The sequence below is a fragment of the Mycobacterium sp. TH-M106 genome, assembly GCF_057473765.1.
In genome coordinates this window covers 1-7,255 of sequence record NZ_JBYCLE010000073.1, presented here as the reverse complement: position 1 = coordinate 7,255, position 7,255 = coordinate 1, and the positions used below count along the sequence as shown (strand labels likewise).

Annotated in this window: 10 protein-coding genes; 8 read left to right on the top strand and 2 right to left on the bottom strand. The window is 69.4% G+C overall.

Annotated elements, in window-relative coordinates; genetic code table 11:
- From AC2VOP_RS02470 to AC2VOP_RS02440, 7 genes are all read left to right on the top strand, one after another.
- The coding region (locus tag AC2VOP_RS02470; RefSeq protein WP_486959498.1) for a hypothetical protein at window positions 1–659 on the top strand (659 nt) is incomplete at its 5' end.
- A gap of 236 nt (window positions 660–895) precedes the next feature.
- Window positions 896–1,651, top strand: coding sequence for a hypothetical protein (locus tag AC2VOP_RS02465; RefSeq protein ID WP_486959497.1), 756 nt, complete (start codon window positions 896–898; stop codon window positions 1,649–1,651).
- 131 nt (window positions 1,652–1,782) lie between these two features.
- Window positions 1,783–3,003 (top strand): class I SAM-dependent methyltransferase, encoded by a 1,221-nt coding sequence (locus AC2VOP_RS02460; RefSeq protein WP_486959496.1) that lies wholly within the window; start codon window positions 1,783–1,785, stop codon window positions 3,001–3,003.
- 119 nt (window positions 3,004–3,122) lie between these two features.
- Complete coding sequence (locus tag AC2VOP_RS02455) at window positions 3,123–4,034, top strand: decaprenyl diphosphate synthase (RefSeq protein ID WP_486959495.1); 912 nt, start codon at window positions 3,123–3,125, stop codon at window positions 4,032–4,034.
- Window positions 4,034–4,453 (top strand): hypothetical protein, encoded by a 420-nt coding sequence (locus tag AC2VOP_RS02450; protein ID WP_486959494.1) that lies wholly within the window; start codon window positions 4,034–4,036, stop codon window positions 4,451–4,453. Before AC2VOP_RS02455 ends, AC2VOP_RS02450 begins: the two co-directional genes overlap by 1 nt.
- A 57-nt stretch (window positions 4,454–4,510) precedes the next feature.
- Entirely contained in the window at window positions 4,511–5,164 is a 654-nt protein-coding gene (locus AC2VOP_RS02445) for a hypothetical protein (RefSeq protein ID WP_486959493.1), read from the top strand.
- On the top strand, window positions 5,161–5,763 hold the full coding sequence (locus AC2VOP_RS02440) for an RES family NAD+ phosphorylase (RefSeq protein WP_486959492.1): 603 nt from the start codon (window positions 5,161–5,163) through the stop codon (window positions 5,761–5,763). Before AC2VOP_RS02445 ends, AC2VOP_RS02440 begins: the two co-directional genes overlap by 4 nt.
- A gap of 8 nt (window positions 5,764–5,771) precedes the next feature.
- Here AC2VOP_RS02440 and AC2VOP_RS02435 read toward each other — a convergent pair whose 3' ends face one another.
- Complete coding sequence (locus AC2VOP_RS02435; protein ID WP_486959491.1) at window positions 5,772–6,164, bottom strand: Fur family transcriptional regulator; 393 nt, start codon at window positions 6,162–6,164, stop codon at window positions 5,772–5,774.
- On the bottom strand, window positions 6,161–6,514 hold the full coding sequence (locus AC2VOP_RS02430) for an ArsR/SmtB family transcription factor (protein ID WP_486959490.1): 354 nt from the start codon (window positions 6,512–6,514) through the stop codon (window positions 6,161–6,163). The genes AC2VOP_RS02435 and AC2VOP_RS02430 overlap by 4 nt, the downstream gene beginning before the upstream one ends.
- Before the next feature lie 140 nt (window positions 6,515–6,654).
- Here AC2VOP_RS02430 and AC2VOP_RS02425 point away from each other — a divergent pair.
- Window positions 6,655–7,255, top strand: a 601-nt coding sequence (locus AC2VOP_RS02425; RefSeq protein ID WP_486959499.1) for a glycine--tRNA ligase, incomplete at its 3' end; no start/stop codon positions are given.

The following is a 7,255-nucleotide window of genomic DNA, read 5'->3' as shown; positions in this document are numbered from 1 at the left end:
TCGCCGGCAACGGCGGAGCCGGCGGGAACGGCGGTGAGGGCGGCGCCGGCGGCACCGGCGCCCCCGGCGGCCACGGCGGGGCCGGCGGTGAGGGCGGCGGCGCAGCGGATAGCAACCCCGGTCCAATGGGTGGCACTGCCTATATCGGTGGCGGCGCCGCCGGCGGCGGCGGCGCCGGCGGCAACGCCTTGAGTGCCGGCGGTGACGGCGGGGTCGGCGGGGCCGGCGGCGACGGGGGTGCCGCATTGAGTGCCCACGGCGTCGGCGGCGATGCCGGCAACGGCGGTCAGGGCGGGGCCGGCGGGACCGGCGGGGCCGGCGGGACCGGCGGAGCCGGAGGGACTGGCGGCTGGGCTTATGCTCACACGGGTTTGGCCGCTTACGGCGGTGACGGCGGGGCGGGTGGTCACGGCGGTGACGGAGCGACCGGCGGCGACGGCGGGACCGGCGGGCAAGCCGGCACCGGCGGGCAAGCGGTATCGGGTGACTCCGGCACCGACGGCGAGCCCGGCGCGGGCGGTGCGGCCGGCGCAGGTGGTGCCGCCGGCGCGGGCGGCACCGGCGGCGCCGGCGGCTCGGGCACCAGCCCCGGCACATCCGGCGCCGACGGTGCTGCGGGCACCGCCGGCAGTCCGGGCAAAACCGGCGCCGCCGGCTGACCCGCCCCCAACCGGCCACCACCCCCGAGCGGCCAATGCCGGCTTGGACCGACGACATCAACCACTCGCACCGGCGAACTTTCCATGGCGAACCCGGTGCGCTCGCACCACACCCGCGGCAGTCCCTTGACGCGCAAGTCGATCCCACCCAACGACCCACTTTCATCAAACCGCCAGCTCGCTCACGGTAAGCTGGTGCAACCCGAAAACGAGACGGTTAAACGAGAGGCGCACCGATGCTCAGTCAGCACCACGCCATGCGGAGCCGCCAGCCACGCAACGCCAGCCCACGGCAGCGACCAGCGCTCGGTCTGGGCACGGCGGCCGGGATGTTCCTGGCGGCGGCGGTGAGCCCGGCGGCATTCACACCAGTCGCCCACGCAGCCCCCGGCGCCCACGCCGACATCCTCGCCACCGGCCCCGTCCTCGTCGTTCCGCTGCCCACCAACGCGCCCGGCGACGATGACAACGGCGGCTCCGAGACGACCGTCCCGGGCCACCCCGGGGGCGAACACGGCACCGCTGCCGTCGGCACCGACACCACGCCCACGCGCCCCGCGGCCGAGGGTGTCGACGGCGGCGCCGCCGCTGACGCCCCCGCCCCGGGCCGCGCCGGCGGTGAGGCCACCGCTTCAGGTCAGGCTGGCGCGGAGGCGCCCGGCGCCGCCGGTACCGACGGAGCCAACGGTGCGCCCGGCGCCAACGGTGCGCCCGGCGCCGACGGAACGCCCGGCGACGGCAGTCACGGTGGCCAGGGCGGGCAGGGCGGCAAGGGCGGTGCCGGCGGTCAGGGCGGCCAGGGCGGCGCAGGCGGCGCAGGCGGCGCAGGCGGGCATGGTGGCCAGGGTGGCCAGGGTGGCCAGGGCGGCTCCGCCGGTCCCGGCGGTCAACCCGGCGCGGGCGGAGAAGGCGGCGCCGGCGGTGCGCCCGGCTCCCCCGGTGGAGCCCCCGGTCAGCCCGGTCAGCCCGGTCAGCCCGGCCGGCCCGGTTAAACCCGGTCGGCGGCCGGCAGAGATCTACCCTGGGTCCAGCGTGCCCGAGGCGGCACCCGGGGGTCAGATCCCGGCTAAACTCAGATCCGCGAATGTCGATCAAGAATGAAACACGGAGAGGCCCAGCCAAAGTGAGCGAAGACCCACGCGCCGACGTCGTTTCTCGCCAGTACCAACGGTGGACGTATCCGCCGCCGATAAATGACCTAGCGGCATGGCTGGACGGCAACTGGGAATGGTTCGACCCGAGCCACGCGCATCGGATTTTATGGCCGGACCGGGAATACAAACCCGACGCGGATATTCTCGTCGCGGGTTGCGGCACCAACCAGGCGGCGGTCTTCGCCTACTCCAACCCCGCCGCGCGGGTGGTGGCGGTCGACGTCAGCCAGCAGTCCCTGGACCACCAGCAGTATCTCAAGGACAAGCACGGGCTGTGGAACATGGAGCTGCACCTGCTGCCGATCGAGGAGTTGTCCACGCTGAAACTCGACTTCGACCTGGTGGTGTCGACCGGCGTGCTGCATCACCTGGCCGACCCGCAGGCCGGCATGAAGGCGCTCGCCGGCTGTCTGCGGCCGGATGGAGTCGTCGCAGTAATGCTGTACGCGAAGTACGGCCGAATCGGAATCGAAATAATGGAATCGGTGTTCCGGGACATGGGTTTCGGTCAGGACGACACCTCGGTCCAATTGGTCAGGCAGGCGCTGGCGCGGCTGTCGCCGGATCACCCGGTCCAAAGCTATCTCAAGATTGCGCAGGATTTGCCATCCGACGCTGGTCTGGTGGATACGTTCCTGCACGGGCGTGCGAAAAGCTACAGTGTCGACGACTGTCTGGACCTGGTCAGGTCAGCCGGACTGGAATTTCAGCACTGGCTGCTCAAGGCGCCGTATTACGCGCACGATGTGACAGGACCAGCGGGCGGGTTCTATGGCGCGGTCAACGAGCTGCCGGAGGAGAAGATCTGGTCAGTGATGGAGCGCGTTCACACCCTTAACGCCCGGCACTTCTTCATGGCGTGCCGTCCCGACCGGCCCAAGCAGAGCTACGTCATCGACTTCTCGACGTCGGAGAGTCTCGATTACGTTCCGCTGCTGCGCATGCGGTGCGGCCTGTCCGGCACCGAGATCTTCCGCCCGGGCTGGCGCATGCGCCTCAACCCGGCCCAGCTGCCGTTCGTCCAGCACATCGACGGCCGCAAAACGGTCCGGCAGATCGCCGCGAGCGTGTCGGAGGCCGGCGGGTCGCCGCGGGCCAGTGTGTCCGATCTGGAGAAATTCGGCCGCAAGTTCTACCAATCGCTGTGGCGGCTGGATTTTGTCTCGATGGCGCTGCCCGGGAACTCGTAACGTTAGCTTTCGTCTCACCGGCCGCAGCACACTCCGGCGTGCGCGGCTTTCCCCTTGGCCTCGAACGGATCACCGAGTTGCCCGCCGCGGCGCCGAGGCGGTCGGGCAGGATATGGCGCATGGCGACGAAGAGGGCCGTCAGCCCCCAGCGGGGGCGCAGCAGAAAGGACGTCAGCTTCCCGCAGTTGCCCGCCGCGCCCGATGATTACCCGACGTTTCCGGACACCTCGACCTGGCCGGTGGTCTTCCCCGATCTGCCGGTACCGCCCGGCACAGGCCCGGCCCGCCCGCCGCAGCACACCTCGAAGGCCGCCGCCCCGCTGATCGCCGCCGACCAGCTGCCCAACCATGTGGCCATTGTGATGGACGGCAACGGTCGCTGGGCCACCCGTCGCGGCCTGCACCGCACCGAGGGCCACAAGATGGGGGAGGCGGTGCTGATCGACATCACTTGCGGCGCCATCGAAATCGGCGTCAAGTGGTTGACGGTGTACGCGTTCTCCACCGAGAACTGGAAACGCTCCACCGAGGAGGTCCGGTTCTTGATGGGCTTCAACCGCGACGTGGTGCGCCGCCGTCGGGAGAACCTCGACGCGATGGGGGTGCGGATGCGCTGGGTGGGCTCGCGGCCGCGGATGTGGCGCAGCGTCATCAAGGAGTTCCAGATCGCCGAGAACATGACCGTGCACAACGACGTCATCACCATCAATTACTGCGTCAACTACGGAGGCCGCACCGAAATCGCGGAAGCCGCAAAGGATATCGCCCGCGAAGCCGTCGCCGGCAGGCTCAACCCCGAACGCGTCACCGAGGCCACCGTAGCCCGGCACCTGCACCGCCCCGACATGCCCGACGTGGACCTGCTGATCCGCACCTCCGGTGAGCAGCGGTCCAGCAATTTCATGCTATGGCAGGCGGCTTACGCCGAATACATCTTTCAGGACAAGCTGTGGCCGGACTACGACCGCCGCGACCTGTGGGCGGCCTGCGAAGAATACGCGTCGCGGCAGCGCCGGTTCGGGAGCGCATGATGGCGTCCTCGCCGTCCTCGCCGTCCTTGCAGGCGCGGCTGGCGTCGACGCTGGCGGAGGTGCTGGCCGTCGACGAAGAGGCCGACGGTGCGCTGACCGTCGGCCATGCCGGCACGTGGGCGTCGCTGCGGGTGGTCACCATCGCCGAGGACCTGGACCTGGTGGCGCTCACCCAGATCCTGGCCTGGGATCTGCCGCTGACCAAGAAGCTGCGCGACCGGGTGGCCGCGCAGGCCGACGGCACCCAGCTCGGCTCGGTGACGCTCATCGAGAAGGCCCAGCGCAACTCCGGCAAGACCGCCGACGTCATGCTGCGCTACAACTTTCCCGGCGCCGGCCTGACCGACGATGCGTTGCGAACCCTCGTTCTGCTGGTGCTCGACAAGGGTGCCGACATCCGCCGTGCACTGACCGACTGAACGCCGACTGAACGCATAGGCGACCATCTCGGCGTAGACACGTCGTATGATGACGACATGCCTACGACAGCCGCGGAGCTTCACGGCCTACTCGACCGCGTCAATGAAGCCACCAAGCTGCTGCAGCGGTCCAACACCGTCCCGGACGAGGTTGCCCAGCTCATCGATGGATTCGAGTCGACCCTGGGTGCCGCCACACCGCTGCGCATGCAGGTTGACCCCTATCTGATGACGACGCTGTGGGCGGCGGCGTTTCGCGCCGAAAAAGCACTGCGCCACGACAACGCCGCAGACCGGCGGCGTGACGTTCGCAGTGGGCTTGAGCAATTCCGCCAGGCATTGCGCGATATCACCGAAAACCAGCCGTACGGCGATGACGTGCCGGTAGGCGCCGTGCTGGCACGCACAGCCGAGGTCCTGGCGGCCCCGCAAAAGACTCTCGCGGGGCTGCTCGGCGTCTCGGTCCGCCAGCTGCAGCGCTGGCTCGCAAATGACGGGCCGACGCCGGCGGCAGATGATGCCGCGCGCATCCGGGTCGTTGGACAAGTCGTCAACCAGTTACGCCATACCTTCACCGGTCCCGGCGTGGTCGCCTGGTTCTATCGGGAGCACCCCGTACTCGGCCGGTGTCCGGTGGAATTGCTCGACGACCCGTCGGCTTTTCCCCGGCTTGTCAACGCCGCGGCCGCGGCTCGCGCCATGACGGTATGAGGCTGACGGGATTCCGGCACGCGTCGTACGACTCGCCGTGGTGGGCGTTTCCCAGCTCGCGCGCCGGCCGTTTCCACCGGGCCAGCAGCCAGACCGTGCAGTACCTCAGCCTGCATCCGCTCGGCCCCGCCGCCGAGATGCTTCGGCACCACCTCGGCCCGCACGGCGATCCGGACGATGTCGTGCTGAACCTGTGGGCCGCGGTCATCGACGTCGACGAGGTGGTCCGGGTCGACTTCGCAGATTGCGCCGGCTACGGGCTGACACCCGACGAGCTCGTCGGCGACGATTACACCCGCACCCAGGCATTCGCCGACGCTGTTCGGCTCAGCGGGGCAACCGCGATGATCGTGCCCTCGGCTGCGCTGCCCGGAACCTACAACCTCGTCCTGTTCGGCATGCGAGTCCTCAATCCCTTTCTCAGCGAGCCGATGTCAGCCGAGGAGGTCCCGACCGGTCATCTGAGCGACCGAGCCTGCCCCGTGGCCGAGGTGGCACCGCACGTGCGGTGGTTCGGCGTTCCGCACCGCGCGGTGCAGCAGTGGAAAACCACCGGCACCTACGACCTTTTCGACGACCCCATACCGACGCGGTGGTGACGCCGATGTCACCTCCGGCAGGCGCTGCAGACGCCGAAGATCTCGATGGTGTGGCTGATGTCGGAGAAGCCGTGTTCGGCCGCCACCCGTGTCGCCCAGGCTTCGACCTCCCGGTCGCCCACCTCGACGGTGGATCCGCAACTGCGGCACACCAGGTGGTGATGATGCTGATCCGAACAGCGCCGGTACACCGACTCGCCGGTGTCGGCACGCAGCGTGTCCACCGCGCCGGCGGCCGCCATCGCCTGAAGAGTGCGGTAGACGGTGGTCAGGCCGATGTTCTCGCCACGCGCGCGCAGCTCGTCGTGCAGCTCCTGGGCGGAGCGGAACTCCTCCAGTGTCTCCAGCAGCGCCGAGATGGCGGCTCGCTGCCGGGTGGAACGAACCCCGGGCGCGGTCACGGCGCTTCCTCGCCGGCGTGGGCCACCGCGTCGACGACGATGTGCGCCAAGTGGTGGTCGGCCAGCCGGTAGAACACCTCGCGGCCGGACCGCTCGCCCGCGACCACGCCGGCCGCCTTGAGGATCTTCAGATGCTGGCTGACCAGCGGCTGCGGCACCCCCAGCGCGTCGACCAACTCGTGCACACAGCGCGGGGATTCGCGCAGCTGCAAGACGATGGCGATGCGCACCGGCGCGGCCAGCGCGCGCAGCAGCTCGCCGGCGGCGTCCAGAATCGCCCGCGGCGGGTTCGCCGGGGACGGCACAGCAGCGTGCCGGTGGCGTTCGCCGGCCACGCTGGGTGCGGACATGCCCACCTCCACGGGCGCAGATGAAGCACTGTTGGGATCGTTTCCAGTGACTTTCCACTGTTACATGCGCGATCATGCATGTCAAAGTCGCCGCCGCGGGCCGCTACGATGACTGATCGTTGCCCAAGCTCAAGACAGGAGTGCACCACCTCGTGGCGTCCGTCATCGACACCGTCGTCAACCTGGCCAAGCGGCGCGGCCTGGTCTACCCGTCCGGCGAGATCTATGGCGGCACCCGATCGGCGTGGGACTACGGACCACTGGGGGTGGAGTTCAAGGAGAACATCAAGCGGCAGTGGTGGAAATCGGTCGTAACGGCTCGCGACGACGTTGTCGGCCTGGACTCCTCGATCATCCTGCCGCGCGAGGTGTGGGTGGCCTCCGGTCACGTCGAGGTGTTCCACGACCCGCTGGTGGAGTCGCTGATCACCCACAAGCGCTACCGCGCCGATCATCTGATCGAGGCCTACGAGGCCCGCCACGGTCACCCGCCGGAGAACGGGCTGGCCGACATCCGCGACCCCGAAACCGGTCAGCCGGGGCAGTGGACCGAGCCGCGCGAGTTCAACATGATGCTCAAGACCCATCTCGGGCCGATCGAAACCGACGAGGGGCTGCACTATCTGCGGCCCGAAACCGCGCAAGGCATCTTCGTCAACTTCGCCAACGTGGTCACCACCGCGCGGCGCAAGCCGCCGTTCGGCATCGCGCAGACCGGCAAGAGCTTCCGCAACGAGATCA